The sequence below is a fragment of the Embleya sp. NPDC055664 genome (genome assembly GCF_053618075.1).
Genome location: NZ_JBSHGZ010000029.1, coordinates 109458 through 135496 on the forward strand (window position 1 = coordinate 109458; position 26039 = coordinate 135496).

The following is a 26039-nucleotide window of genomic DNA, read 5'->3' on the forward strand; positions in this document are numbered from 1 at the left end:
CCGGATCGCGGTAGTCGGGTGTCGGGTGCGCTCGCTCAGTTTTCCCGGGCCCTTGTCGCCGCCACCCGGGCCTCGATTTCCTCGCGGATCGGACGGTAGCGTTCCTCGGCCGCCCGCATGCGGGCCACGCAGCGGTCCCAGGCGCGGCGGGAGCGGGCCCGGCGGTTGGGGAACCAGGAGTATCGCCACAGGCGCACCGTGGCGGTGTCCGCCATGAAGCGGGGCTTCGTCCGGATGCCGTGCTCCCACCGCACCTCGGACTGGGCGTCCATCAGTTCCTGTACGAAGTCCTGCGCGGCCCGCTCCCACCGGGCCGCCTCCTCCGGAGTGCCCTCCACCTCCGGGCGCTTCGGCGCGGGGATCGTGGTGATCTCGTAGCGCATGAACTCGAGGCCGTCGGGAACCTCCACCCACGACATCCTGTCCCACGGCTTCGGCACGAGCGTGAACGTCAACGAACTCAGGATCACGGCCGATGCTCCTCACCGAACGAACGTTTGCGCCCAGCGTAGTACCGGGCCACAGCCCTCGGCCGCGCGCCTCACACGTGCAGCACGATGCCCCGCCGGGCGGCGAACTCGTCGAAGCGGTGCGGCGCGAGCGCCGCGGACACCGCCTCGGGGGTGTGTCCGGACGGGTTGTGGAAGGTGACCGCGTCGTCCCGCCGACCGGTGACCAGGACAAGGTGTCCGCCGCGCCCCGGTGCCGGTCGCTCGGGGCGGCGGATCTCCCGGTGCACGGAAGCCATCACCAGGCGACCCCGGTCGAGTTCGGCGGCGAGTCGGTCCGGCCCCAACTCGGTGACCACCTCCGCCCGCAACCCGTGGGCCTCCCGCGCGTACTCGACGAACGGCCGGTAGTAGAGGCCGTCGACCCCGCCGTCCTCCCGACGCACATACCCGCCGTGCGCCGCGCAGCCGACAGTCAGTTCGTACAACGGAGGCGCATGGCCGTCCCGCGCGAACAGCGCCATCCGCAGACAGGCCATCCCGCACCACCGCCCGGCCCAGTAGCCGTAGGCGGCCCGATCCGGCGCCCCGCTCACCGCCCAGGCATCGTCGTCGCCCGGCGGATGGCCGGCGTAGACGATCGCGCCGATCAGGTCCGGGCTCGCGTACTGGGTGATCGCCGGTATCGGATGACGCGTGTTCGAATGACGCGTGTGTCGATCGGACACGTGGACTCCTTCCGGCTACCGGCCGGCCTCCTCCAGGAGGATCCGGGCCAGTTCGTGCGGCTGGGAGTACATCGGCCAGTGGCCCGTGTTCATCTCGACCAGCCGCCACCGTTCGCTCGTCAGCAACTTCGCCACCGCGTCGCTCGGTTCCGGGCCGTCGAGGAGACACTTCAGGTAGGTCGTCGGGAGGTCACCCAACGACCCGGCCAACTCGGCGCGTTCGGTCAGGGAGTCGCCGGGATGCAGTGTCGCGTCGGCCAGGAGCCGGGCGATCTGCTCGTCGGTGAGGCCCTGCCCCGCGAAGTCCGCCGCCGGCGGCGGGGCCCAGAAGCCGCCGTTGGCCACGATCGCGGCGGTGATCGCCGCCTCGCCGGACCAGAATCCGGACGCGAACGACTCGCCGTGCACGGCCACGTTCGAGTCGACCAGGACCATCCTCCGCAGCCGGTCGCCGATCCGCTCGGCGGCCTGACCCACCGGGATGCCCGAGTAGCTGTGTCCGACCAGGACCACATCGCGCAGGTCCCGATCCTCGACCTCGTCCACGATGTCCCGGACGTGCGTACGCTGCCCCGCCGGCACGCCCCGCTTCTCGGCGAGGCCGGAGAGCGACAGCGGACACGCCCCGTGCCCTGCGGCCCGCAACTCCGGCACCACCTCGTCCCACGCGGGGGACCCCAACCACGCACCTGCGACCAGCACGAAATCCGTCATCGCGGCACGCTATCCGATCACTGCGACACCGCCCGGAACGACGTCACCCGCCGGCCGCGGTCCTGGGACCGGGCGGCGGGTGACGGGGGTTCGACGGACTGTGCTTCGACGGCGGATGCGCTCGGGCGCGCGACCGTCACAGCCGTACGTATGCCAGGTCGTAGGCGTCGGCCATCGCACGCACGCCCGCGTCGTTGAGGTGCAGGTGGTCGCCGCTGTCGAGGTCGGCCCGGATGAAGTCCGGGGCGTCGGGGTCCTGCACCGCGGCGGCCACGTCGACGACCGCGTCGAAGACGTCCGAGGCGCGGATCCAGTCGTTCACCCGACGGCGTTCCGCCCGGCCCTGGACGCTGTCCACGCCGGGGTAGATGGTGCCGCCGTACGGGCCCATCGTGGCGGCGATCGAGGTCAGTCCGGCCGCGCGGGCCTGTGCCGCCAGCGCGATGAAGCCGTCGATCAGGTCCGCCGCACCGGCCGGCGGCTTCCCGGACATGCCCGGCAGGCCCAGGTCGTTGAGGCCGAAGTGGAAGAGCACGTGGGTGGCGCCCGGCACGGACAGCACGTCCCGCTCGAACCGCGCGAGCCCGTGCAGCCCGACCTCGTCGGTGAGCAGCCGGTTGCCGCCGAGCCCCTGGTTGACCACCCAGCCCCGGGCCAGTCGCCGGTTCAGCTGGTTCGGGAAGCGCAGGTTGGCCCCGACGGTGGTGCCACCGCCGCCGAACCAGGAGTCCCCGAACGCCACGGCGATCGCGGTGCCCTCGGGGGCCAGGACGTCCACCCCGGCCACGTAGTACCGCCCGTCGACCTCCTCCGCGTCGTCGAACGCGGCCCGGCCCACGGCGTTGCCGGCGACCACGTAGGCGTTCTGGGAAGGGGTGTGTGCATAGGTCGCCAGGCCGGTGTCCTCCGGGAAGTACAGGGTCAGCGCCAGGTCGGTGCCGGCCTCGGTGGCGAACTCGACCGGGTCGCTTTGGATCCGGGCGCCGACCGGGATGGTCACCTCGGCCGCCCCGGCGAACCGCAGTACGGCCTCCCGGGCCGGATCCACGACGCCACCCGCGCCGGCCGCGCCGACCCGCGCCGCCCCGATCACCAGGGGCTCCCGGCCGTATTCGTTGCTCAGCAACACCCGCAACGTGGTGCCGCCGCCGTCCATGTGCAGGATCTGCCGGAGTGTCTGGTCGCGGAAGGCGCGCGACGGCTGAATCTGAATGTCCTCGTACGCGCCGAGCACGGCGGAGCGGAAGCCTGCCACCCAGGTGGTGGCGGGGGCGGCAACGGTGGTGGGGGTGGTGGCGGTCGTGTCGATGCTGATCATGATCGGTGAACTCCTCGATGGATGAGGGTGGTTGGTCGGTCGGTGAGTTGATGGGTGGTCGTGCGGTGGGCGGGCCCGATCAGGCCCGCGCCGGCCGGCTCCCCCGCAGGACCGTCACGGCCACCGCGGCGACCGCGAACAGCGCCGCCGCGGCGTGGAAGGCGAAGACGTAGCCGTCGGTGGCGGCCTGCTCCGGGGACGGGCCGGTGCCGGTGTGTGCGTCGGCGAGCGAGGCGAACAGGGCCATGCCGATGGTCGGGCCCATCAGCATCGAGGTGTTGAAGGCGCCGCCGGCCAGTGCGGCGTCCCCGGCCGACACGCCCCGCGTCGCGCCGACCACCGCCGAGGCCGCGGTCAGTGCGATCCCGACGGGAAGGACGAGCATCCCGAGCAACGGCGCGCCGACGTAGGCGGATTCCGCGTCGATCCGGCCGAACAGCACGAACGCGATCGCCATCGTGATCAGGCCGAGGGACGCGGTCCGCCGGGCGCCGAGTCGGGCCACGATCAATACGCTGGTGGCGCTGACCACGATCAGCGCGAGGGTGTACGGAACGAAGCCCAGCGCCGAGCGCAACGCGGACCAGCCGAGCACCCGCTGGAAGTACAGCGACATCAGGAACGCCGCCGACGATCCGGCGATCGGCGCGAGCATGCCGGTGGCCAGCGCGCCGACCCGACGCCCCGAGGCGAGGAAGCGCAGCGGCATCAGCGGCGCGGCGACCCGGTTCTCGGCCACGCCGAAGCCGAGGAGGAGCACGAGGCCGGCGCCGATCGGCAGGAGTACGGCGGCGGTGAGCCAACCGTGGGTCCCGACGGCCACCAGGCCCAGGCTGAGCAGCGCGACGCCGCCGGTGACGAGGGCCGCGCCGAGTACGTCCACCCGGCCGTGCGTCGGCGTCGGGCCCGCCGGCAGGTATCGCCCGGCCAGGGCCGCGACCACCAGGCCGACCAGGGCCAGGGCGACGAAGGACCAGCGCCACGAGGCCCAGGTGGCGGTGGCACCGGCGAGTTGCATGCCCAACGCGGCGCCGACGCCGGAGAGTCCGCCCCACGCGGCCATCGCGCGCCGTCGGGCGGCCTCGACCGGGAACACGTCGCCGACCAGGGCCATCGCGGCGGGCGCGGCCACCGCGGCGCCGGTGCCTTGGAGCAGCCGGATGGTGATCAGCCAGCCCCCGCCGGGAACGAGCGCGCCGGCCAGCGAGGCGGCGGCGAACAGGGCGATGCCGGCCCGGAAGGCGTTGCGGCGGCCGTATCGGTCGGCCATCCGGCCGCCGAGCAGGAGCAGGCCGCTGAAGGCGAGGGTGTAGGCGGCGCCGGTCCAGACCAGGCCGGAGGCGCCGAGGCCGAGGTCGGCGGCGATGTCGGGGCCGGCGGCCGAGGTGATGGTGACCGAGGTGTTGAGGACGGCCTGTACGGCGGCCAGCAGCGCGAAGGCGGCGCCGGTTCGGGTGGCCGCGGTGGTCGCCGGTGTGCCGGGGGTTCCGGCGGGCGCGACGTTTGTCGCCGATGCCGCCTTCGGCCTCGTGGCCGTGTCGTGGTTCATCTGCCGACCCCTTTCAGGTGTCCGCCGTTCGATGAACCAAACCATACAGTGCAGTTCACATGAACTCAACAGTGCAGTTCAGTTGAACCGACCTGTACGGTTCAGAATTGATTAGACTGAGTAACGATCCGGGCGTTCACGCACCGTGCCGAGTGCACGCGGCAACACATGAACGCGACGACAAGCAGAGGAGCCGACCGTGTGGGCAGCCGAGCAGACCCCCAAGCGCATCCCCTCGGGTGACCGCGCGGCACGCAAGCGCGCGGCGATCCTGAAGGCGGCGACCGACGCCTTCCTGCGCGACGGCTACGGCGTGGGCATGGACACCATCGCCGCCGAGGCCGGCGTCGCGAAGGTGACCGTCTACAACCACTTCGGCAGCAAGGAGGCCCTGTTCATCGCGATCGTCGGCGACATGCTCGATCGGGCGCTGGTCGACTCCATGCGTCTGATCGAGGAGCGCCTGGGCTCCTCCACCGACGTACGGGCCGACCTGATCGCCATCTGTGAGGCGTGGGTGGCCGGCCACGCCACCCCGGAGGTGCTCGCGCTGCACAACGTGGTGCTGGGCTCGATGCCCCGCCTGCCGGAACTGGGCCGGACCTGGCAGGAGTTGGGCCCGGACCGCTTCCACGTGGTGGTTCGCACGGCGCTGACCCGGCTGGTCGAACGCGGTGAACTGGCCATCGACGACGTGCCCTTGGCCGCGATCCAGCTGTCCGGCCTGGTGCTGATGCCGCACATCGCGTACGGCTCCACGGGCGCCGCGCCGGACGCGGACCTGACAGCCCGTCTGATCACCGGCGGCGTGGACATGTTCCTGGCCCGATACCGCCCACAGACCCGCCCGGACGCCGGTTAGCACACCCCCACGCGCCGCGAAGGCGCGCACGGCACGGACCGCCGGACACCACGACACATTCCTTCGAAATGTCCGCTTATTTTCTGCGAACTCCCTCTAAGGTCGACCAAGCAACCTTTTGGAAGGGATTCGCCTTGAAGCTCCGCAATGCCGCCGGCGCCGCCGTGGCCGCCCTGGCACTGGTCCTGTCACTGCCCGGAACCTCCGTTGCCGCCGAGGGCGGGTTCCACTACAAGTACGTCGACGAGTCCGGCCAGGAACATCAGGTCACCCTGCACGACCCGCGCAGCGGCGTGTGCATCGACCTGTACGGCGTCGGTTCGGACGACGTCCCGCCCGGCTACGGCCCCCACAACGACACCGACTCCTGGGTCACCGTCTACCAGGGGGCCCACTGCGCGGGCGCCGAGTGGCGCCTGAAGCCGCACGGCAATCCCGCCCGTGATGACCTGAAGGTGCGCTCGGTGCTGTTCGACGTCACCGACTGACCCGACCCCGCGCCCCGGCGTCCCGGCGTCCCGGCGTCCCGGCGACGGTCTTCGTCACATCCGCCGTCCCGCAACGGTCAAGGGGGCAACGCCGGGTGGGATCGACGACGAAGGGTGCGCAACGATGAGCGACGACGCGCGTCAGGGGCCGGGGATCGGTCGGGACGAGTATGTGCTGCGGCCGATCGGCCGGGTCGAGTCCCCGCTGCTGGATCGGGCGTCCGCGCCCAAGCAGGGGGACGAGGGTTCGCCGGCGGCCTGGCTCGTGTTCGAGCCGGACGTGGCCGACGGGCTCCGGGACCTGGCGGTCGGCACGGACGTCCTGGTGCTGACCTGGCTCGACCGGGCGGACCGGGACGTGCTGTCCGTGCACCCGCGCGGCGACGCCCGCACGCGGGTGCGGGGCGTGTTCGACACCCGCTCGCCGGATCGGCCCAACCCGATCGGTCTGCACCGCGTACACATCACCACGATCGACGGCCTGCGGATGGGCGTCCGCGACCTCGAAGCACTCGACGGCACCCCGATCGTGGACGTCAAGCCGGTATTGGGGGACATCGGCGAGCGCTGACCGAGCCCCCGGGCCGACGACATTGCCGTCACCGGCCCGGGGGCTCGGCTCGACCTCGGCCTCAGCCGAGGAGCTTGACCGCCTGGTAGTAGGTCCAGGCCGTGCTGTTGCAGGTCGCCCGAGCCACCGCGCCGTACGGGGCGCAGACCCGCTTGAGGTCCTCGTACAGCGCGCTGTCCAGGCGGGGCTTGTTCGCGGCGAAGGTGCCCGCCGCCTTGTAGTTGCGGTAGCCGAAGTCGTGCCGGGCACAGGAGTTCTGGAACGGGAAGCCGAGCGGGTTGTCGGGCGAGCTGCTGCAGTAGTCGGTGGACCAGTCGAAGTTGTAGGCGGCCCAGTTGCCCTGGTTCTGCCGGGCGGACCACCAGGCGTTGTAGCTGGCGGCGCTGGTCTGGGTCCAACTGGACAGCACCTGCGGCTTGTCCGCCGGAGCGGCCTGGACCGGCGTGGCCACGCCGACTCCGACGCCGATCGTCATCGCGGTGGCGGCAAGTGCCATGGACAGTCGACGCATCGAATACCTCCAGGATGCCGACGCTCCGGGTGTGGAGCGCCGTGGGCAGGGGACGCAGGTGGTACGGCCGAACTCCGAACTCCCCTAGACCGGTCGCGACGCGAGACGCGATCCGTGGACGCGGGAACGGACGCCATCCCACCGGAGGAACGCGGTTGCCGTCCAGACTTCGGCGGACTTCGGATGACAATTCATCCTCCCGGCACACCCGATTCGCCCGACGCCCTTGCGCACACCACACGTTGGCCACCCCCGAGGTGCCGCCGCCACGCGCAGCGCCGGATCGCCTCACCGTCGTGGGCGCGATGCGGGCCGGGTCCACGGCTACGCTACGCGCGTCCGCCTCTGTCCCGCCGACGAGACGGCCGACGGCGCGGTCTCGACCAGGAGGGATCGGGCGTCACATCGGCGGCACGCAGCACCGGCGGCCGCGCGGGCGCACCGCGCCGGGACAACGCGTGCACACGGCCCACCGGTTCGGCGAACGCGAACGGTTTGCATCGAGAGCCCTTTGCTCGTCTCCTGCACATATGGACCGCGTAAGGCCGAACGACCGGCCGAAGGACCGCTCGCACACCGCGAGGCGTCCGGCACGACCGGGCCCGGGTCACGCGTCCCCGCGTCGCATGCGGATCGCCGCCACGGTCAGCGGGACGGCCACGTACAGGCAACTCGCCACGGCCGCGCCGGCCGGGGGCAGCACCGAGCCGTAGACCGAGTTCGGGTTTCCGGTACCCGCCAGTTGGCCCGGAAGGCTGTCCAGGGTCAGCGAGTTGACCCGTCGGTCCCACGGCGCGGGCAGGCTCTGCAGGACCATCGGAATCACGTACAGCAGGCCGGCCAGGCAGGTGACCGTGCCCGTCGTCGAGCGCAGTGCCGCGCCCAGGGCGAACCCGACCAGCGCGGCCACGACCACCGCCAGGCTCTGCGCGAGCAGCAGGGCGGTGGTGTGCGTACCGGCGTCGGCGAAAGCGCGGATGGGGCGATCCGCCACGACCGCCCGGCTCGCGTAGGAGCCGGCGAACACGCAGGTCGGTCCCACGACCAGGGCAACTCCGCCCACCACCAGGGCCTTTGCGGCCGGCACCCGACCGCGCCGCGGCACCGCGATCAGCGTGTCCCGGATCATTCCGCCGGCGTACTCGCCGGTGATCGTCGATGCGGCCGACACCGCCACGCTGATCTCGACGACCAGCAGGAGCAGCGACTCCAGCGGCGCCATCGAGAAGTGCGCCCGATCGCTCTCCGTGAGCCCGTCCCAGGTATGCGCGCCGTACCAGGCCAGGGCACAGATGCCCGACATGGCGAGGACAATCACGGCGAGCGTGATGAGGGTGGAGCGTGCGGTGCGCAACTTGAGCCATTCCGCGGCCAGAACGTCGATCATCGCGCCGTCCCCGTCGCTCGCGCATCCCCCGACGGTCGGTATTCGACGTCGGCGGTGGTGAGTTCCGTGTACGCCTCCTCCAACGATGCCGCACGCGGGCGGATTTCCCAGATCGGGATGCCACGTGCGGCGGCCAGGTCGCCGACGCCGGGCGCTTCGATCCCGTGTACGACGAGGCGGCCGTCCGTCTCGGCGGCGGCCGTGGCGCCCAGCGCGGCCAGTGCGGCGGTCAGTTCGGCCGGTCGCGGGGTGCGGACCAGGACGCCGCGTGCGAAGCGTTCGGTCAACTCCCTTACCGAGGTGTCCGCGATCAGTCGACCACCGCCGATCACGATCACCCGGTCGGCGGTCGGTTCCATCTCGCTCATCACATGGCCGGCCACGAACACCGTGCGGCCCTCGCCCGCCGGCGCCCGAACCCACAGGCGGAACCACCGAATGCCCTCCGGGTCGAGGCCGTTGACCGGTTCGTCCAGGATCAGTACGCCGGGGTCGCCGAGCAGCGCCGCGGCGAGCCCGAGCCGCTGTCGCATGCCCAGCGAGAAGGTCCGCACCCGGGCCCGCCCGACGCCGGCCAGGCCGACCTGGTCGAGGACGGCGTCGACCCGCCGGCGGGGTATCGCGTTGCTCCGGGCCAGCCAGCGCAGATGGGCGATCGCGGTACGCCCGGGGTGCGCGGTGTTCGCGTCGAGCAGCGCGCCCACCTCCCGCAGCGGCCTGGGCAGTTCGACGTAGGCCCGGCCGTCGACGCGGGCCGTTCCGGCGGTGGGACGATCCAGGCCCAGCACCATCCGCAACGTCGCGGATTTGCCGGCCCCGTTCGGGCCGAGGAATCCGGTCACCACACCGGGACGCACCCGAAACGACAGTCCGTCGACGGCGACGACGCGGCCGTAACGTTTGGTCAGGTCTCGCACTTCGATCATGCGCACCACCCTCGCCGGCCCGGTTCGGGGGCACATCGGGCGCCCGGCCGACATACCACCGGATGAGGCGGGCCGACGCGGCGCTGCCTAGAGTCGGGGGGTGAACGAGTCGGGACGGGACGGTCGTGGAATGCGGGAATCCGCGACGCCCGCGGCTGCGGCGGCCGAGGACGGGGCACGGGAGGCCCCGCCGCGCGAGTCCAGGTTGCGCCTCGCGATCACCCGGCGGTCGACCCCCGGATGGCTCCTTGGGCTCGACGCTGCCGCCGGTGTGGTGTTCGGGCTGGTCGCGGCGGTCGAGGCGGTCGGCGTCCACCGCGGCCAACTGCCCTGGTGGGCCTCGATGTCGATCGTGCTCGGTATCGCGGTGCCGCCGGCCGTGCGGCGGCGTCGGCCGGTCCTCGCCTTCGCCGTCGTGCTCGCCGCCTCGATCGCCGCCGAAGTCGCCGACGCCGGGCCCACGTTGTTCCTCGCGGCCGGCTTCACGCTGTATCCGGTCGCCCTCGCCTGGCGTCGCCGCCGCTTGCCCACCGCGGCGATCGCCGTGCTGAGCACGATCTGCGTGTTCGGCCTGCCCGTGGCCGGCCCCGCCTACGCGTCGCACGTCGATCCGGCGCCGGTACTGGCCGCCGGCGGTGCGCTGGGCGGCGCCTGGACGATCGGCCGGACGGTACGGGCACGTCGGGCGTTCGCGGCGGATCAGGCGCGCCGACTCGCCGACGCGGCGGCGGCCGACGAACGACTGCGGATCGCCCGTGAGTTGCATGACGTGGTCGGCCACACGATGGGCGTGATCGCGGTCAAGGCGGCGATCTCGGGCCACGTGGCGCGGGATCGCCCGGACGAGGCGATCGAGGCGTTGCGGGTGATCGAGGCCACCAGCCGCGACGCGCTCACCGATCTGCGGCGCATGCTCGGGGTGTTGCGGGCGCAGGAGGAGGCGGAACTGCACCCGGGCCGGGGCGTCGCGCAGGTACCGGCCCTGGTCGAGCGCGCGCGGGAGTCGGGCATCCGGGCGAGCCTGCACGTCTTCGGGGCGGACGAGTTGCCGGAGAGCGTGGGCCGTTCGGTGTACCGCGTCGTCCAGGAGGGGCTGACGAACGTGGCCGGGCACGCTCCGGGGGCCCGGTGTGCCGTGTCGATCGAGGCGGACGACCGACGCGTTCGGATCGAGGTGGTCGACGACGGTCCGGCGACCTCGAATCACCGACGCGAGCCCGGTGGCTACGGCCTGGTCGGCATTCGCGAACGGGCCGCGATCCACGGCGGCACGGTCACGGCCGGCCCGCGTCCGGAAGGCGGCTTCCGCCTCACCGTCGAGTTGCTCCTCGATCGAGGCCCGCACCCGGCACCGGACCCATGTTCGGCCCCGCCCCCGTCCCCGAGCGCGCGGGCGTGACCAACCCGATCTCGTAGCACGTGATCACCAGTTGCACCCGATCGCGCGCACCGAGCTTGTCCAGGAGTCGGCTCACGTGCGACTTCACCGTGGGCAGCCCCACCCGCAACCGCTCGCCGATCTCGGCGTTGGACAACCCTCCGGCCACCAGGAGCAGCACTTCCCGCTCCCGGTCCGTCAACCCCGCCACCTCGCCCGAGGACGGCGACGACGACGGCGAAGGTGCCCCGGTCCCCGGGGCCGGACCGTACCCGGCGATCAGACGCCGCGTCACGGTCGGGGCCAACAACGCCTCCCCCGCCGCGATCACCTCGATGGCGGCGAGCAGTTCCGCCGGCCGGGTGTCCTTGAGCAGAAACCCACTGGCGCCCGCTCGCAACGCCGGATACACATACGCGTCCAGGTCGAACATGGTCAGAATGAGCACCCGAGTGCCCGGCACGCCCGTCGGCCCGCAGATCGACCGAGTCGCCTCGACGCCGTCCATCTCGGGCATCCGGACGTCCATCAACACCACGTCCGGGCTTTCCCGGCGGGCCAGTTCGACGGCCTCGACCCCGGTGGCCGCCTCACCGACGGCGAGCAGTCCCGGCGCGGAGTCCACCAGCATCCGAAAGCTGCCGCGCAACAGGGCCTGATCCTCGGCCACCAACACCCGGACCGGCACCCGCAGTCCACCCCAACCCGTCGCCCCGACACCCTGTCGCGACGATACCCCAGCCAATCCCGGGCACCGCGCCGAACCGAACGAGCCCGACACCCCCCACGGCCTGCCCCCTCAGTGCGACCCCCTCAGTGCGACCCCGTCCGAGCCCCGGCCCGCCGCGCGGGCGTCGACGGCGCCGCCACGGCCTGCTCCCCGTCCCCGCCCGTGCCATAGGGCAGCAGGGCGTACACCATCCACCCACCGTCCGGATCCGGACCGATGTCCAACCGTCCGTCGAGCATCGCGACCCGTTCGCGCATGCCGATCAGCCCGTGGCCCATTCCGTCGCCCGGTGCCTGCGCGCCGCGCCCGTCGTCGCCGATGCGCAACTCCAGTGCCTGCTCCAGGTATCTGACCAGCACCTTCGCGGTGGCCTGTGGACCGGCGTGTTTGCGGGTGTTGGTCAGCGCCTCCTGGATGATGCGGTAGGCGGTCAGGGCGACGGTCCGGGAGGGGTCGATCGGTACCCCCTCGACGGTCAGGCCCACCGACATCCCCGCGCGGCCGACCTGGGCGACAAGTTCGTCCAGGTGGCCCAGGTTCGGTTGTGGGGTCATGCCCTCGGTCTCGTTCTCCGCGCGCAGTACGCCGAGCAGCCGGCGCATCTCCACCAGTGCCTCGCGGCCGGTCTTGGCGATGGTGTCCAGTGCCTCGCGGGCCTTGTCCGGGGCGGTGCCGATGGCCCGTCCGGCACCGTCGGCCTGGACCACGATCACCGACACGTTGTGTGCCACCACGTCGTGCAACTCGCGGGCGATTCGGGAGCGTTCGGCCGCCGCCGCGATCTGTGCCTGCTGGTCCCGTTCGAACTCCAGGCGCGCCGCGCGTTCCTCGAGTTCGGCGTAGTAGGCCCGCCGGGTGCGCATCGAGTCGCCCAGGACCCACGCGATACCGAGGCTGGTCACCAGGAAGCAGTAGCCGAACAGGCCGTCCCGCAGGCTGAGTTCGAGGTTGGTGCCCCATCGTGCGAAGTAGAGTCCCGGCCCGACGAACACGGCGACGAGCGCGATCCGCGCCCGCCGCCGACTGCCCCACTTCGCCGTCGTGTACAACACCATCGGTACTGCGAAGCTCGCCGCGGAGATCGCCCCGGTGAAGAACAGTTGCCCCACACCGCCCAGCGCGACCACCAGGAAGGCGGCCCGGGGGTGAACCCGGCGCAGCACCGCACCCAGGCAGAACACCGCCACGACGACCCACGTCCAGGTCCAGGCGTGGCCGGTCGGCGCGTCGTCGGCGTTCTGCTGACTGGCACTCAGCAGCGGCAGGGGCAGCATGTACAGCACATCCACCACGAGCGGACGCACGCGCAGCCAGGTGTAGATTTTTTGCACACCCGGACGTTACGGTCGCCGCGCCCGCACCGGCGTCATCCGGCGCGGCGAGCGCTCCCCTAGTCCGGAGGTCGCACATGTAGGGGTCGTTTCTCCTCCGGCCGGCCCCGGGCCCGGTGCGGAAGTTCATCCGGATTGCGTTGACCCCCGAGCACTGCTCATGCAAGCTCGGCGCGGGGGATCTTCGCGAGGAGGCAGGGTGGGGTACTGCGGGAGTTGTGGCGGCAACGGCTGGATGCCGATGGAGACCATGTGCTCCGGGTGTGGCGGATCCGGCCAAAACACGCTGGTGCAGGACGGGATGGGTTGTGGGGGGTGTGGCGGCAGCGGTCGCAACATGCAGATGCAGCCGTGCCCGAACTGCAACGGCACCGGGGGACACGGTGGCGGAGGCGGCGGAGGCCCCGCCTACACCCCCCCGCGCGGGCCGATCTCGGCCGCCGCGCGGATCAAGATCTTCATGTACAACCTGATCCTCATCGGCGGGCTCGGCGGATACGTCTACTACACGACGCGCTAGCCCCGAGGGCGCCGATCTCCGGGCCGGCCCACGGCGGCCACTTCGGCATCGCGTTCAACCGGTCGGCGAACGGGTCGAAGAACGGGTGCGACCAACCGCCGTGGGCGAAGCCGCCGTCGGGACCTCCGGCCACCGACACCCGCTTCGGGTACCGCCCTCGGAGCCCGAAGGGACAGCCGTATCGGCCGTCGGCGCCGAGGGCGGTTTCCCAGGCCGATTTCGCGGTGGCCGCGACGAGGTGATCAGCGGCCGGCCGGCTCCTTGCAGGTACCGGGTGGGCTGTTGCGCAGCACGACGGCGGCGCGCTCCGGGTCGACGATGGGGAAGACCCCGTCCGGGTCGGCGCCCGGCTCGATCTCCGTCCGGATCGGCCACGTGGTGATGCCGACTTCGGCCAGGGCACGTTCCACCCGTGCCCGTACGTCCGCGAGATTCGGACACCGGCCGCCGGCCGCCGGACCCTGCAACAGCCGGTTCAGCCGGCGGACCTGGTCGATGGTCGCGCCGCCGTAGCGGGCGCCGTCGTCGGGGCGGGTCATGCCCAGCGCGGCGCAGGCATCCCGCACGCCGACGCCGGCCGGTTTCGGCATCGTCCACAGGCCGTTCTGCTCGCCCTTGCGCGTACAGGCCACCAACGGCGGCACGGCGGGCCTCGGAGCGGTGCGCTCGGGGCTGTCGGCCGGCAGATAGGTCCGGGCGGTGTCGGTCATCGCGTCCCAGACCGCGGCGCACGCCTCCTCCGGGGTCTGCGCGGCGTCGACATGCACGCCGTAGAGGAATGCGGGTTCGACGGTGTACGTGTACGAACAGCTCGTCTGCTGGGGATAGGACAACCGCGCCGGCGCGTCGTCGATGAGCATCGCCGCCATCGTGCCGCCGGCCGCCGCGAGGACCGCGAGCGGTACCCCGATCCGCCAGACCATCCGCCGACGGCGGGAAGCGGGGGTGCGGGCGCCCTCCTCCTCCGCCGCCGCGTCGTGAAATGCCTGGAACAGGGTGGCCGTCATCCCCTCGACCCGGGCGGCGGGGAGGTCGCGCTCGGCCGGCGTCGGCAACAGCGCGGCCAGGTCGTGGGTCACCGACTCGTCGAAGTGCGAGTCGGCGTGGGCGGTCAGGCGCTTCATCGGGCTTCCTTCCGAATGGGTCGGCCGACGGGCAGGCGCCCCGGCCGGCGGGCGGCGTCGACACCCTGGGCAGGCGCAGGCGCTGGCGTCGGCAAGGCCCGATCCGCGCCCACCGGCGCGCTCTCCTCCCGGTCCGCGAGCCGCTTGAGCTTGGCTCGCGCCCGGGACAGCCGGGAGCGCACGGTGCCGACCGGGATCCCCAGGGCCTCGGCCGCCGCGGCGGAGTCGAGTCCGGAGAACACGCACAGCGCGACGACTTCGCGCTCCTGCCGGCGCAGCGTGCCGAGCATCGTCCGGACCCGGGCGATCGTTCTGGTGTCGTCGATCCGGCCGACCAGTGTGTCGGCGAAGTCGGGCACTGCCTGCTCGCGCGGCACACGGTCCAGGACCGCCTGATGTCGCCGCGCCGTTCGTCGTTGGTTACGGACCACATTCGTCGCCACGCCGAGCAACCACGGCCGCAACGAGCCGCCTTCGGCGGCCACGTCGGCGCGCAGCCGCCAGGCCTCCAGGAAGGTCAGCGCCATCACGTCCTCGGCCGCGGCCCAGTCGCCGGTCATGCGAAAGCCGTGGTTGTAGACGGACTTCGAGTGCTCGGCGAACAACTCCTCGAAGGCGTAGGGATCTCCTGCTCTGATCCGGGATCTCATGCTTGTTTCCACACCCTTCGACTGTCCGGCAGCCGCCCGCGCGCTCCCGGAGGGTGACGCGCGTCACTCGCTTCCGGATGCCCGGGGCGTGGGTCACGGGTGCGTATAGGCGGGGATTCCCTGCTGCTTTTCACCCGCGCGCGCTGCGATGCTCTTCCTGCACGACTGCACGACTGCACGACTGCACGACTGCACGAGCACGACCGCACGGCTGCACGGCTGCACGGCTGCACGGCTGCACGACGGAAAGGAACCCTCCCTCGGATCCGGCCTCGGACCGTGATCCGACCCTAGTGAGCGGAGTTCTCTCGTGACTGCAAAGACCCTTCGCAAGCGTCTCGGCCGGGCGTGCAAGCTCACGGCCCTGACGGTGGCCGGGATCACCGCGATGTTGGCCCTCGCCGCCGGCCCGGCCGCGGCCGATGCCGACGGCGGGTTCGGCGGCTTCGGCGGCGGATCCAGCGGCGGTGGCGGCGCGACCGGTACCTGGTAGCGGACCTCGGGCCGGTGCGGCCCGGTGAACGTGTACCGAGGCCGCACCGGCTCCACCGCACGTGCGACGCCCACCGTCGGAAGGGGCCACGATGCACAACGGTTGGATCGTCCTGGTCATCGGCGTCACGCCGCTCGTGCTGTTCGGCGTCTTCATCACGCTGGTCAAGCCCGATCCGGACACCTGCGCGAACTGCGGACATCTGCCCGCGGACCACGGAAACACATGCGGCGGGGACGAGTTCGACGTCGGTGAACTCGTGCCCAACGGCAAGTCGTGCGGCTGTGTGCGGTATCGACGGCGCTCGACCACCGGCTGACGTCGCGGCGCGGGCGTCGGGTCGACATGCGCTGGAAGATGTGGTCCACGTCACACAACGCAATGCCGGAGTCGAGTGGTCATCGTGGTGTGAAGCGAACTGGTTGTGGGATCGGGCTCTCGGTCGTGATACCCGTGTTCAACGAGTCACGGCGGTTGCCGGGGACTCTGGCGGCGGTGGTCGATCATCTCCGGGAGGTCGGAGGCGATTGGGAACTGGTCGTCTCCGACGACGGATCCACCGACGACACGTACGCCGTCGCCGCCGCGGTGGCCCGCGACGAGCCGCGGGTGCGGCTGGTGCGACATCCGGTCAATCGGGGCAAAGGGCATGCCGTACGGGTCGGGGTCGCGGCCACGCGCGGCGACCGGGTGCTGCTGTGCGACGCGGATCTGGCCACCCCGATCGACGAGTTGGCCCGACTCCAGGCCGCGCTCGACGCCGGGTTCGACGCGGCGATCGGCTCCCGCGGGCCGGCGTTCGCGGTGGCCCGGCCGCCGGTGCGCCGGGTGTTGTCGGATGTCGGGAGCCGGCTGATCCGGGCCGTCGCGCTGCCCGGGACGGTGGACACCCAGTGCGGGTTCAAGCTGTTCCGGGGTGATCGGGCCCGGGCCGCGTTCGCGCGCGCGAGCGTGGACGGGTGGGCCTTCGACATCGAAGTGCTCCGGCTCTTCCTCGCGTTCGGCTGGAGCTTCGTCGAGGTCCCGGTGGCCTGGACCCACCAGGACGGCTCCAAACTGCGCCCCGGACACTGCCTGGAAGTGCTCACCGATCTGGCTCGGGTACGGCTGCGGCACGGCCCGGCGCCGGCCGCCGGCCGCACCCCCGGCGCGGAATCGCTGCGGATGCCGCTCCCCCCGGGACGGGCCGCGTGACCGCGGTGCGCGAGTCCGTCGCGCCGATCCGCGCGATCGCGCTGCCCCGCTCCGCACGCACCCTGGACGCCCTGGTGTGCGGCGTCTACCTGGCCGCCTCGCTGCTGCTGTACCGCGGCCTGTGGTGGGGCGGGCCCGGCGGGCGCTACCTGGTGGACAGCGGTCAGGACCAGCGCCAGTGGGAGTGGTTCTTCGCGGTCACCGCGCGCGCCGTCGCGCACGGGGAGAACCCGCTGACCACGACGCTGCAAAACCATCCCGACGGCGTCAACCTGATGGCGAACACCTCGATGCCGGGGCTGTCCATCCCGCTCGCGCCGATCACCTGGCTGTTCGGGCCGTCGGCGACCTGGGCGATCGTGCTGACCTTCGGGCTCGCCGCGACCGCCGCCGCCTGGTACTACCTGATCTCGCGTCACCTGGACGTCTCGCGCCCGGCCGCGGCCCTGGGCGGCGCGTTCTGCGCGTTCGCCCCGCCGATGATCTCGCACGCCAACGCACATCCCAACCTGGCCGTGTTGTTCGTGATCCCGCTGATCATCGACCGGTTGCTGCGGGTGGCCGGCGGCCTGCGGCCGATCCGCGACGGTGTCCTGCTCGGCCTGCTGACGGCCTATCAGATCTTTCTCGGCGAGGAGGCGCTGCTGCTCGCCTCCACCGGGATCGCGCTGTTCGCCGTCGGCTACGCCTGCGCCGCGCCCGCCGCGGCGCGCGCGGCGCTGCGTCCGCTGGCCCGGGGGGTCCCGATCGGCGCGGCGCTGTGCCTGGTGCTGGTCGCCTATCCCCTGTGGTGGCAGTTCAACGGCCCGCAGAGCTACACCAACCTGCTGCACGGCCCGGCGGGCAACGACCTCGCCGCGCTGAGCGCGTACGCCGACCGCTCCCTCGCCGGCGACATCGACGTCTCCTCGCGCCTGTCGATGAACCGGACCGAGGAGAACGCGTTCTTCGGCTGGCCGCTGCTCCTGCTCGCCCTCGCCCTCGTCGTCGCGCTGTGGCGCACCGCGCTTGCCAAGGCGCTCGCGGTCGTGCTCGTCGGCGCCGCGCTGTTCTCCCTGGGCCCGGAGATCATCCTGAACGGCGAACCCACCGGCATCGACGGGCCGTGGCGGTGGCTCGGGCAACTCCCGTTGTACGAATCGGTGTTGGAGAGCCGATTCACCATGGTCTGCGTGCCCGCGTTCGGCATGCTGCTCGCCCTCGGCGCGCAGGCCGCCACCCGTACCCGCGATCGCCGGATCCGGCTGCTGTGGTGCGTGGCCGCGCTCCAGGCGCTGGTGCCGCTGCTGCCGCAACCGCTGACCACCCAGCCCCGCGAGGCGACGCCCGCGTTCTTCACCGACGGCACCTGGCGCCGGTACGTGGGGTCGGGTCGGGCCATCGTGACGGTGCCGCTGCCCGACCCGTCCGACGCCCGGGCGCTGAGCTGGCAGGTCGACGCCGACCTCGGCTTCCCGCTCGCCGAGGGCTACTTCGTCGGCCCGTTCGGACCGGACCGGCTCGGCGGCTACGGCGCGGTCACCCGGCCGACCTCGAACCTGCTGCGCGAGGTGCGCGACAGCGGCAAGGTTCCGGAGGTGACCGAGCAGGACCGCGCCCAGGCCCGCGCCGACCTCGCCTTCTGGCACGCGGACGTGGTGGTGCTCGGGCCGCACTACCAGGAGAACGCGCTGTGGTCGACGCTCGAACTGCTGCTCGGGCCGAGCCGGCAGACCGGCGGCGTGTGGGTGTGGGACGTCCGCGGTGGGAACGGCCGGGCTGTGGACGCCCGGGACGGGGGTGCGGCCGGTGCCGGCTGAGCGGGTGGCGGCGCATCGGACCGGGGGACTCGCGGCCGACCCGGAGTCGATACGGTCCCCGGGAGGCGCCGGCATCGGCGGTTGGGCGAGGGAGGGCAATCGGGTGCGGGCGAGCGACGAGCACGCGTACACGGAGTACGTGTCCGCCCGGTTGCCCGCGCTGCGCCGGGTCGCCCGCCTGCTGTGCGGGGACCCGGACCGGGCGGACGACATCGTGCAGAACACCATCACGCGCCTGTACGTGCACTGGCGGCGCGCCAGTGCCGCGGACGACCTGGACCGCTACGTGCACCGCATGCTGGTGCGCGCGTTCCTCAACGAGCGCCGGCTGGCCTGGGCTCGGGTACGGCTGGTCGGCGCGCCGCACGACATCCCGCTGCCCGCCGCGCCGCCCGGACCCGACGTGGAGACGCGCGACGCGGTGCGGATCGCGCTGTCCCGGGTGCCGCCCAGGCAGCGGGTCGTGCTGGTGTTGCGGTTCCTGTGCGATCTGCCGGTCGCCGAGGTGGCCGAGATCCTGAACTGCTCGCAGGGCACGGTGAAGAGCCAGACCGCGTTGGGCCTCGCACGCCTGCGCACACTGCTGGACGGGCCCGTCGTGGCCCGATGGGAAGGGGCGTAGGCGGGCGATGGACACCGAGGAGTACGAGGGCGCCCGACTGCTGGCCGCGTTGCGCGAGACGCCTGCGGTCGGGTCCGACGAACCGGGCGTGTACGTGGCGCGCGCGATCCGCGACGGTCGCCGCACGGTGCGGGCCCGCCGGGTGCTGGCGGTGGTCGGCGGCGCGGTCGCGGTGGCGATGATCGCGCTGGTGACGGTGGTGCTCGCGACGCCGTCGCGCGACGGGCGCTTCGGGCCGGCCGCCGGGGGCGGCTTCGACGTGCGCGAGCGGGCCTTCCGAGTCGGCTCGGCGGGCGGATACACGCCGGTGTCCTACGAGACGGGCCGCTTTCGCCAGCGGGTGACACTGGGGCCGGAGAAGCCGGGGCCCGCGCCGGAGTTGGCGGCCACGCGGGCGATGGTGACGATGTACGCGGCGGGGCGCTTCCCGGCGATGGCGAGCGCGTCGAGTTCCACCGCGCCGTCGGTCCGGGAGCGTCCGGCCGTGTGGCTGATCGGGCCGACCCCGGTCGACGGCCGGCTCGAACTGGCCTGGCAGTGGGCCCGCGACGCGTGGGCCGTGGTCTCGCTCACCGGCCCGGCCGCCGACGCCGAACGGGTCCGGCACATCGCGGAGAGTGTGCTTCCCGACGCCCGGGTACCGGTGCGCGTCCCGCTGACCCTGGCCCCGGGGGCGCTGGCGAGCGGGGAGCACGTGGTCGCGGTGATCGCGCCGATGGCGCCGGAGAAGTCCTCGCTGTACGCGCTGCGCTTCGGCACGACCGATCCGCCGAACGCGGAGGGCGGCGACCCGGCCTCGTTCGTGGTGGGCGTCGGCGCCACACCGGGCGCGCACGACGTGCGTCCCGACCGCATCTCCCGGGCCGACGGCGCGTTCGCCGAGTCCGAACCCGCGATCGAGGCGAACCGCCTGCGCGCGTTGCTGGCGGCGATCCGGCTGCTCGACACCGCCTCGATCCAACCGACGCTGATCCCCTCCGACGGCGCGTCCACCGCGGCCGCCCCGACCACGTCCCCGCCCACCTCGGCATCGGGATCGCCGACCTCGACGACCGGCACGGCCGGCAACCTGGACGGCGCCGCCACCTCCACCCGAAACACCGGCGGCGGTACACCCGACCCCACCGACACCTTCGGCTCCTCGATGACATCCACGTCGGCGTCCACGAGGGCCGCCCGCTGAATCACACCGGTTCGGCGGCAGAGCCGGGCCGCGACGCGCACCCGGCTCAGCGTCGGCGACGCCGTTGTGGCATCGGGCCTTCGCGTTTGAAGGTTTCGACGATCGGGGTGGTCTCGACGTTTGTGATGCCCTCGACGGAGCCGAGTGTGTGGGCGATGAAGTCGTACAGGTCGGCGGTGTCCCGACACAGCAGGCTCACCAGGAAGTTCGCCCGCCCCGTGGACACGGCGCCGAAGACCGTACGGGGATCGGCCGCCACCACCTCCGCGACCGCCTCCAGTGCCGAGGGGCGTACCGACATCCACAGGAAGGCAGGCATGGCGTAGCCCAGATACTCCGGGTCGGTCTCCACCTCGAAGTACAACACGCCCGTGGCGCGCAGCACTTCCAGCCGACGGCGGACCGCCGACTCCGAGGTTGCGCAGGCTCGGGCCAGGTCCGCGAACGACATGCGCCCGTCCCGGGACAACGCCGCGAACAGCGCCCGGTCGTCGTCGTTCCAGGGCGGCAGCGGCGCGTCCGGGTCGACCACCGGCGCGGAACGGGTCAGCGCGGCCACCTGGTCGGCGTCGAGGGCGACGTTCTGCGCCCGCCACCCGGGCGGGCCGCCGACCACCACGCGCAGGATGCAGTGCGCCTCCAACTCGCTGACCCCGGCCGCGCGGCCGACGTTGCGCAGCAGTTGGTCGCCGCGGGCCTCCGGGCCGCGTGGCCGGGTCACGCACATCACCTCGGCGCCGGCCGACAACAGTTGTACCCAGGACACGTCCGACCGACGGCCCAGGCCCTCCGCCACCGCCTCCACGGCGTCCGGAACGCAGCGCACCCGCAACACCCAGGACGCCTGTCCGGTACGCCGGGTGTCGCCGATCGCCACCACGCGCATGGCGCCGCTCGCCCGCATCCGCCGGTAGCGGCGCACCACGGTCGCGTCGGACACGCCCAGCACCTCGGCGATGCGTGCGAAAGGCGCCCGGCCGTCGATGTCCAGCGCGTGCACGATCGCCAGGTCGACGGCGTCGAATTCGATGGATCCCACCGGCGGGAGCGTAGTCGCGTCGGGAATCCGCCGCATTCGCCGCGTGGGCTCGACGCGATCCCGCGGATGGGCGAGGGTTTCCGTCAGCGGGCGGAACGCGGATGCGGGGCGGCGGGGCGGGTCGTGTCGTGTCGACGGGCGGGTCGTGTCGCGTCGGTCGCGGCCGGCTGTGCGCTCGGCCGGTGATGCGCCTGCGTACCGCCGTTGCCGTGATTCCGCCGTCCTGTGGATCCGCAGTTCCGTCGTTCTGCCATTCCGTCGTTGCGCTTCCGTCATTCGGTCATGCCGTCATTCCGTCATGCCGTCACGCCTTCATCCCGTATCTCGTCCTGGGAGTCCTCGTGCGCAAGTGGGGACCGCTGCTCGCGGTCTGTCTCGGATCGTTCATGTTGCTTGTCGACGTCACGATCGTCATCGTCGCGCTGCCCGACATGGGCGCCGATCTGGGTTCCTCCTACACCGACCTCCAGTGGGTCCTGGACGCCTACTCCCTCGCGCTGGCCGCGTTGATGCTCGGCGCCGGATCGCTCGCCGACCGGATCGGCCGCAGGCGGGTGTTCGTCGCGGGCACCGCGGTGTTCACCGCCGCGTCGCTGCTGTGCGCGCTGGCGCCGGACACCGGGACGCTGATCGCGGCCCGGGCCCTGCAGGGTGTGGGCGGCGCGGCCATGTTCGCCACCACGATCGCCCTGCTCGGACACGCCTACCAGGGCCGCGACCGCGGCGTCGCCTTCGGTGTATGGGGGTCGATCTCGGGGGCCGCCGCGGCGGTGGGGCCGATCATGGGCGGGCTGCTCACCCAACACCTGGGCTGGGAGGCGATCTTCCTGGTCAACGTGCCCATCGGCGTGCTGACCGTGGTGATGTGCCTGAGTCTGCTCACCGAATCGCACGGCAACCGTGCGGCGCGGCCGGACCCGGCCGGCATGGTCACCTTCACGCTCGGTGCGGCGCTGCTCACCTACGGCTTCGTGCGAGCCGGCGCCGTCGGGTGGACCGATGGTCCGACGCTGGGCGTATTCGCCGCCGCCGTCGTGGCGTTCGGGCTGTTCGTGGTGGTCGAGGCCCGGGTCGCCGAACCGATGATCGACCTGGCGCTGTTCCGGCGCGCGTCGTTCAGCGGGATCATGCTGTCCGGTCTGCTCGTGCAGTTCTCCGCGTTCGCCGCGTTCCCGGCGCTGTCCGTGTGGCTCCAGTCGGTGCTCGGGTACGGACCGGTCCGGGCCGGGCTGGCGCTGCTGCCGCTGGCGGCCGTCTCGTTCGTGGCCTCGGCCGTGGCGAGCCGGCTCCCGCACGGTACGGGTCCCCGATGGCCGCTGGGGATCGGCGCGCTCTGCATCGGGCTCGGCGCGTTCGCGCTGACCCTGGTCGACGCCGATTCGGACTGGACCGCGCTGCTCCCGGGGCTGCTCGTGGCCGGGGTCGGGGTCGGCCTGGCGATGCCGCAGATGGCCGGTGCGGCGCTCGCGGCGGTGCCGCCGAGCCGGGCGGGGATGGCCGGTGGGGCGCTCAACACCTTCCGGCAGTTGGGCTTTGCGCTGGGCATCGCGGTGGTGGGCGTGGTCTTCCGGGACGGCGCGGAACACGCGCTGCGCGGCGGCGGGACCACCCTCGCCGCCGACCCGCACGCGACCGCCGAGGCCCTGGGCGGCGGCCGGGCGCAACAGCTCGTGGCGACGGCTCCGGCCGGTGGCCGGGACGCGGTGGTGGACACGATTCGGGACGCCTTCGCGGCGGGCCTGGACCGGGCGTTCCTGCTCTGCGGGGCACTCGGGCTGGCGGCGGGCGTACTGGCCCTGCTCACCGTCCCGAAGGCGGCCCACGCCCCTGCCGGCGGCGGGGCCGGGGCACCGACCCCCGAACGCGAGCCCGCGTCGCGGTGACAGCGCCGGGGATGCCGAACGGGCTCGCCCGCGGGCCGGGAACCGATGCCGCGACGGACATCGGCCCCGGCCCGCGTCGGTCGCCGGTCGGGCCGGGGCGTCGGCTCAGGCGTGGGCGAGTTCGACGACCTTGGCGTCGGCGGCGTTGCGCTTGATCGACTCGATCCCGTTCATGCACGCCGCACGTGTCTCGTAGGCCTCGCCGACGGCGATGATCTGCCCGTTGCCGGCCTTCAGGCGGAACCTGAACTTGCCTGCCTTGTCGGTGTACATCTCGAACTTGGCGGCCATGGCACACCTCCCGCTCATGTCGCCCTCCCCACCATGGTCCCGCTCCGCTGCGTCGAGGGCATCCGCACGGGCTGCGGGCCACCGTGTGGTCGCCGCGTCGCGTCAGGCGGCTCCCGACCATCCCCGGAGCACGTCGGTGGCGGTGCCGGCGAGGAATTGCCGGATCAGCGCGGCGATCGTCTCGGGGGCGTCCTCGTAGCTGTAGTGGCCCACCCCAGGCAGCTCGGTGATCAGGCCCCGGGGGAAAGCGGCGCGGAACAGCGGGAGGAAGTGGGCGGCTGCCAGGGTCCGGTCGGCGGTGCCCCAGACGGCGAGCGCGGGGGTGTCGGCCAGCCGGGCCCGGGCCTGCGCGGTCGGCGTCTCGAACGTATGCGCGCCGGTGGCGAAGCCCCGGGCCCAGCCGATCGCGCCGAGGCATTCCTCGGGGGTGCGGAAGGCCGCGCCGTACGCCTCGATCCAGGCCGGGGAGATGATGCGGGTGTCCTCGAAGCCGTTCAGCGCGAGCGTGCTGAGGATGGTGAAGTCCAGGGCGCCCAGCACCTGTTCGAGCGTGCCGTCGGCGTGCGCGCGGGCGATCCAGCGAAACCAGGGCGACTCGGCGGCGTTGGCGGCCAGTACCGCGCCCAGGTCCTCCTGCCCGAACGGCGTCGGTGCGTTCACGGCGACGACCCGCGCGATCCGGTCCGGGTGCCGAGCCGCCAGACCCATGCCGACCGGGCCGCCGAAGTCGTGCATGACCAGGGTGATGTCGGTCAGGTCGAGATCGAGGACCAACGCCTCCAGGTTGTCGACGTGGTCCTGGAGCCGATACGAGCGGGTGGTCGGGGTCTCGCTCTTGCCGAAGCCCATGTGGTCCGGTACGACGACGCGGTGGTCGGTCGAGAGGCGGCGGATCAGGTCGCGGAACAGGTAGCCCCACGTGGGTTCGCCGTGCAGGCACAGCACGACCGGGCCGGCCCCTTCGTCCGCGTAGTGCATCCGGAATCCGGGCGCCGAACTGTGGTGCGGCGCGAAGGGATAGCTGCCCTGGAAGGTCTCGTCGGCGGCGATCATCTCGGGGGTCTCCTCGGTCGTGCGGTCGGCCTGTCGGTCGGTTGGTCCGTCCGCGTTCCGCGTGGTGGCAACTTGCAACCACCATGACCATAGGAGACCTGGTTTTAATATGCAACCACTGTTGTTCGGTCGCCCCCGCCGGAAGGGCGGGGGGCGAACCGCTACGGGTGGCGGCGGCCCGCGCTCGGGCGGTCGCCGCGACCGGTCAGGGGGTGTTGCCCAGGGCCTGGCGCAACGGGAGGGCGCCGGTGGCGATGTGTACGCCTCGGGAGACGATGCGGGCGTTGGTGGTGTCGAGCGAGGCCAGGCGGGACAGCGGGGCCGGGCCGTCGTCGTGCAGCGAGCAACACAGGAGCAGGATGGTGCGCAACGCCCCGTCGGGATAGGGCCCGTCGGGCGCGGTGACCACCTCGCGCAGCGTCTCCCACCGCACCGAGGCGTAGCGGCCGTCGTCGGACCAGTCCAGACACACCGCGTACAGGTCGGGGCGGCGGACGAAGGAACCCTCCTCGGTGAGGATGTACGTGGTCGCCTGCGCCGCGTAGTCGCCTTCGGCGGCCCGGTAGAGCGCGGCCTCGATCACCTCCGAGGACATCGCGGGCACGGACGCCCCGTCGTTGTGGCGCGTGGCGCGGCGGGCAGTGGCCCGCTCGATGCGGTGCTTGCTGTCGACGCGGTTGCGGCGGCTGCTCGGGCGGCGTTCGGTGCTCATGAGACCGCCCTCCGGGACGGGTCGGGCGCCCACGTGTGCGCGGGGGCGAGCAGGTGTGCAGGGTCGACCTGGAACAGTTCGGCCAGGCGCTCCACGTCGTTGAGGTCGAAGGGCAGTTCGCCGGTGAACCGACGCCACGCCCAGGAGCGACCGTGGCCCAGCGCCTCGCCGATGGCCCCGTCGGTGTAGCCGTCGCGCCGGGCGAGCATGCGCACGTTGCGCGCCACGATCATCCGGATGGGTTCGTCGGCGGTCGGGGTCGATATCCGCTCCGCCGTTCTGGTCTCACGCGCCCCAGGCGCCACATGCCTCATTCCGGCAGCGTAGAACGCGAGTTGCGGGAACGGTAGATCCGACGCAACACAATCATCCCTCCCTGCGGGAAAGTTGCCCGAACAGCGAAAGCAACCCAAGGCCCCGGAGCAGCAGTTGAAGCCACCGCGGAGCGGGGGCGGCGCGGAGCGGGGGCGGCGCGGAGCGGGGGCGGCGCGGAGCGGGGGCGGCGCGGAGCGGGGGCGGCGCGGAGCGGGGGCG

The 26039-nt window shown here is 72.5% G+C and carries 29 protein-coding genes; 12 read left to right on the forward strand and 17 right to left on the reverse strand.

Annotation, left to right across the window (positions count from 1 at the left end; all coding sequences use genetic code 11):
- Positions 1-35 precede the first annotated feature (35 nt).
- From ACWGR4_RS34845 to ACWGR4_RS34865, 5 genes are all read right to left on the reverse strand, one after another.
- Positions 36-470, reverse strand: a complete 435-nt coding sequence (locus ACWGR4_RS34845) for a hypothetical protein (protein WP_452128753.1) — start codon at positions 468-470, stop codon at positions 36-38.
- A gap of 71 nt (positions 471-541) precedes the next feature.
- Entirely contained in the window at positions 542-1177 is a 636-nt protein-coding gene (locus ACWGR4_RS34850) for a C39 family peptidase (RefSeq protein ID WP_452128752.1), read from the reverse strand.
- A 15-nt stretch (positions 1178-1192) separates the two neighbouring features.
- A complete protein-coding gene (locus ACWGR4_RS34855) occupies positions 1193-1891 on the reverse strand; it encodes an alpha/beta fold hydrolase (protein WP_452128751.1) in 699 nt (232 codons plus the stop codon).
- A 136-nt stretch (positions 1892-2027) separates the two neighbouring features.
- Positions 2028-3209: a GDSL-type esterase/lipase family protein gene (locus ACWGR4_RS34860; RefSeq protein ID WP_452128750.1), complete on the reverse strand. Its 1182-nt coding sequence runs from the start codon at positions 3207-3209 to the stop codon at positions 2028-2030.
- Between the two features lie 79 nt (positions 3210-3288).
- Complete coding sequence (locus tag ACWGR4_RS34865) at positions 3289-4758, reverse strand: MFS transporter (protein ID WP_452128749.1); 1470 nt, start codon at positions 4756-4758, stop codon at positions 3289-3291.
- A gap of 199 nt (positions 4759-4957) precedes the next feature.
- On the opposite strand from ACWGR4_RS34865, the gene ACWGR4_RS34870 reads away from it, so the two are divergent.
- The 3 genes from ACWGR4_RS34870 (at position 4958) to tsaA (ending at position 6679) form a co-directional block, all read left to right on the forward strand.
- The gene (locus tag ACWGR4_RS34870; protein ID WP_380027019.1) at positions 4958-5620 is read left to right on the forward strand and encodes a TetR/AcrR family transcriptional regulator; all 663 of its coding nucleotides are present in this window, start codon (positions 4958-4960) and stop codon (positions 5618-5620) included.
- Between the two features lie 134 nt (positions 5621-5754).
- On the forward strand, positions 5755-6108 hold the full coding sequence (locus ACWGR4_RS34875; RefSeq protein WP_380009795.1) for a hypothetical protein: 354 nt from the start codon (positions 5755-5757) through the stop codon (positions 6106-6108).
- 124 nt (positions 6109-6232) lie between these two features.
- Positions 6233-6679 (forward strand): tRNA (N6-threonylcarbamoyladenosine(37)-N6)-methyltransferase TrmO, encoded by a 447-nt coding sequence (tsaA, locus tag ACWGR4_RS34880; RefSeq protein ID WP_452128748.1) that lies wholly within the window; start codon positions 6233-6235, stop codon positions 6677-6679.
- A 61-nt stretch (positions 6680-6740) separates the two neighbouring features.
- Here tsaA and ACWGR4_RS34885 read toward each other — a convergent pair whose 3' ends face one another.
- The 3 genes from ACWGR4_RS34885 to ACWGR4_RS34895 all read right to left on the reverse strand — a co-directional run bounded on the left by ACWGR4_RS34885 (position 6741) and on the right by ACWGR4_RS34895 (position 9503).
- Positions 6741-7190, reverse strand: a complete 450-nt coding sequence (locus ACWGR4_RS34885; protein ID WP_380009801.1) for a phospholipase — start codon at positions 7188-7190, stop codon at positions 6741-6743.
- Between the two features lie 607 nt (positions 7191-7797).
- Positions 7798-8577: an ABC transporter permease gene (locus ACWGR4_RS34890; RefSeq protein ID WP_452128747.1), complete on the reverse strand. Its 780-nt coding sequence runs from the start codon at positions 8575-8577 to the stop codon at positions 7798-7800.
- A complete protein-coding gene (locus ACWGR4_RS34895) occupies positions 8574-9503 on the reverse strand; it encodes an ABC transporter ATP-binding protein (protein WP_452128746.1) in 930 nt (309 codons plus the stop codon). Before ACWGR4_RS34895 ends, ACWGR4_RS34890 begins: the two co-directional genes overlap by 4 nt.
- Before the next feature lie 130 nt (positions 9504-9633).
- On the opposite strand from ACWGR4_RS34895, the gene ACWGR4_RS34900 reads away from it, so the two are divergent.
- Positions 9634-10902 carry a histidine kinase gene (locus tag ACWGR4_RS34900; RefSeq protein WP_452128745.1) on the forward strand — a complete coding sequence of 423 codons (1269 nt, stop codon included), beginning with the start codon at positions 9634-9636 and terminating at the stop codon, positions 10900-10902.
- Here ACWGR4_RS34900 and ACWGR4_RS34905 read toward each other — a convergent pair.
- Positions 10814-11569, reverse strand: a complete 756-nt coding sequence (locus ACWGR4_RS34905) for a response regulator (protein ID WP_452128744.1) — start codon at positions 11567-11569, stop codon at positions 10814-10816. The genes ACWGR4_RS34900 and ACWGR4_RS34905 overlap by 89 nt on opposite strands.
- A 125-nt stretch (positions 11570-11694) precedes the next feature.
- Positions 11695-12942 (reverse strand): sensor histidine kinase, encoded by a 1248-nt coding sequence (locus ACWGR4_RS34910; protein WP_452128743.1) that lies wholly within the window; start codon positions 12940-12942, stop codon positions 11695-11697.
- A gap of 337 nt (positions 12943-13279) precedes the next feature.
- Between ACWGR4_RS34910 and ACWGR4_RS34915 the strand changes: the two genes are divergently transcribed.
- Entirely contained in the window at positions 13280-13462 is a 183-nt protein-coding gene (locus ACWGR4_RS34915; RefSeq protein ID WP_380009819.1) for a hypothetical protein, read from the forward strand.
- A 242-nt stretch (positions 13463-13704) separates the two neighbouring features.
- On the opposite strand, the gene ACWGR4_RS34920 is transcribed toward ACWGR4_RS34915, so the two are convergent.
- On the reverse strand, positions 13705-14586 hold the full coding sequence (locus ACWGR4_RS34920) for a hypothetical protein (RefSeq protein WP_452128742.1): 882 nt from the start codon (positions 14584-14586) through the stop codon (positions 13705-13707).
- Positions 14583-15236: an RNA polymerase sigma factor gene (locus ACWGR4_RS34925; RefSeq protein ID WP_452128741.1), complete on the reverse strand. Its 654-nt coding sequence runs from the start codon at positions 15234-15236 to the stop codon at positions 14583-14585. The genes ACWGR4_RS34920 and ACWGR4_RS34925 overlap by 4 nt, the downstream gene beginning before the upstream one ends.
- 310 nt (positions 15237-15546) lie before the next feature.
- Between ACWGR4_RS34925 and ACWGR4_RS34930 the strand changes: the two genes are divergently transcribed.
- From ACWGR4_RS34930 to ACWGR4_RS34955, 6 genes are all read left to right on the forward strand, one after another.
- Positions 15547-15729 (forward strand): hypothetical protein, encoded by a 183-nt coding sequence (locus tag ACWGR4_RS34930; protein ID WP_452128740.1) that lies wholly within the window; start codon positions 15547-15549, stop codon positions 15727-15729.
- 91 nt (positions 15730-15820) lie between these two features.
- Positions 15821-16048 carry a hypothetical protein gene (locus ACWGR4_RS34935; protein ID WP_452128739.1) on the forward strand — a complete coding sequence of 76 codons (228 nt, stop codon included), beginning with the start codon at positions 15821-15823 and terminating at the stop codon, positions 16046-16048.
- Between the two features lie 176 nt (positions 16049-16224).
- Positions 16225-16923, forward strand: a complete 699-nt coding sequence (locus tag ACWGR4_RS34940; RefSeq protein WP_380009834.1) for a glycosyltransferase — start codon at positions 16225-16227, stop codon at positions 16921-16923.
- Entirely contained in the window at positions 16920-18722 is a 1803-nt protein-coding gene (locus ACWGR4_RS34945; RefSeq protein ID WP_452128738.1) for a glycosyl transferase, read from the forward strand. Before ACWGR4_RS34940 ends, ACWGR4_RS34945 begins: the two co-directional genes overlap by 4 nt.
- A 103-nt stretch (positions 18723-18825) precedes the next feature.
- On the forward strand, positions 18826-19344 hold the full coding sequence (locus ACWGR4_RS34950) for a SigE family RNA polymerase sigma factor (RefSeq protein WP_380009839.1): 519 nt from the start codon (positions 18826-18828) through the stop codon (positions 19342-19344).
- Between the two features lie 7 nt (positions 19345-19351).
- Positions 19352-20527: a hypothetical protein gene (locus tag ACWGR4_RS34955; RefSeq protein WP_380009842.1), complete on the forward strand. Its 1176-nt coding sequence runs from the start codon at positions 19352-19354 to the stop codon at positions 20525-20527.
- 46 nt (positions 20528-20573) lie between these two features.
- Here ACWGR4_RS34955 and ACWGR4_RS34960 read toward each other — a convergent pair whose 3' ends face one another.
- Entirely contained in the window at positions 20574-21566 is a 993-nt protein-coding gene (locus ACWGR4_RS34960) for an Lrp/AsnC family transcriptional regulator (RefSeq protein WP_452128737.1), read from the reverse strand.
- 341 nt (positions 21567-21907) lie between these two features.
- On the opposite strand from ACWGR4_RS34960, the gene ACWGR4_RS34965 reads away from it, so the two are divergent.
- Complete coding sequence (locus ACWGR4_RS34965; RefSeq protein ID WP_452128736.1) at positions 21908-23449, forward strand: MFS transporter; 1542 nt, start codon at positions 21908-21910, stop codon at positions 23447-23449.
- A 105-nt stretch (positions 23450-23554) separates the two neighbouring features.
- Here the strand turns inward: ACWGR4_RS34965 and ACWGR4_RS34970 are convergent, their stop codons facing one another.
- From ACWGR4_RS34970 to ACWGR4_RS34985, 4 genes are all read right to left on the reverse strand, one after another.
- Positions 23555-23740, reverse strand: a complete 186-nt coding sequence (locus ACWGR4_RS34970; RefSeq protein ID WP_380009851.1) for a YegP family protein — start codon at positions 23738-23740, stop codon at positions 23555-23557.
- Between the two features lie 102 nt (positions 23741-23842).
- Positions 23843-24793 (reverse strand): alpha/beta fold hydrolase, encoded by a 951-nt coding sequence (locus tag ACWGR4_RS34975; RefSeq protein WP_452128735.1) that lies wholly within the window; start codon positions 24791-24793, stop codon positions 23843-23845.
- Between the two features lie 205 nt (positions 24794-24998).
- Complete coding sequence (locus ACWGR4_RS34980; RefSeq protein WP_380009857.1) at positions 24999-25505, reverse strand: hypothetical protein; 507 nt, start codon at positions 25503-25505, stop codon at positions 24999-25001.
- Complete coding sequence (locus tag ACWGR4_RS34985; protein WP_107504196.1) at positions 25502-25819, reverse strand: helix-turn-helix domain-containing protein; 318 nt, start codon at positions 25817-25819, stop codon at positions 25502-25504. The genes ACWGR4_RS34980 and ACWGR4_RS34985 overlap by 4 nt, the downstream gene beginning before the upstream one ends.
- Between the last annotated feature and the right edge of the window lie 220 nt (positions 25820-26039).